This window comes from Mesorhizobium sp. M4B.F.Ca.ET.089.01.1.1 (assembly GCF_004022605.1).
In the GTDB taxonomy this organism is placed as follows: Bacteria; Pseudomonadota; Alphaproteobacteria; order Rhizobiales; family Rhizobiaceae; genus Mesorhizobium; species Mesorhizobium abyssinicae.
Genome location: NZ_RZOS01001362.1, coordinates 1 through 481 on the forward strand (window position 1 = coordinate 1; position 481 = coordinate 481).

General features: G+C 65.3%; 1 protein-coding gene. It reads right to left on the reverse strand.

What is annotated here, in order from left to right; all coding sequences use genetic code 11:
- Window positions 1-113: 113 nt before the first annotated feature.
- Window positions 114-481 (reverse strand): TOBE domain-containing protein (locus tag EN780_RS37540; RefSeq protein WP_210215136.1); only part of this gene is annotated, 368 nt, incomplete at its 5' end.

The following is a 481-nucleotide window of genomic DNA, read 5'->3' on the forward strand; positions in this document are numbered from 1 at the left end:
TCGCCGGCACGGACAGAATTATGCCAGCTTGCGCCTGGGCCCGAGCCGGCCGGTAGCTGCCTGCAGTGTTCGGAGCTAAGGAACTGAGCGGAATGTCGTTGGCTAAGGCCATGTCAGGCTGCCCCGCTGTGATCGCCACGCTGGCGCGAGCCGTTGGAAGGAAAGAACCATGCCTGTTCAGCGTCGATGGTCAGTCCCAGATTGTCGCCGTCACGCAGTGATCGCGCGCGCTCGGCGGAAATGCGGGCGACGAACTGAGCGCCGGCCTCGGCATCGACAAAGACGTGAGCGTCGATCCCTGCGTGCTCAATGCGCGTGACGCGAACCGGCAGGGCTCCTGGATGATCCTTCTCAGCCAGGGTCGCATGCTCGGGGCGGAAGGCCAGCGTTCCGGCCAGCCCGGATCCGAGCGCATCGCGAATGATGATCCTGCTGCCGCCGATCATGAGCGCGCCGCCTATAGGTGCGGCCACTGCCAGCT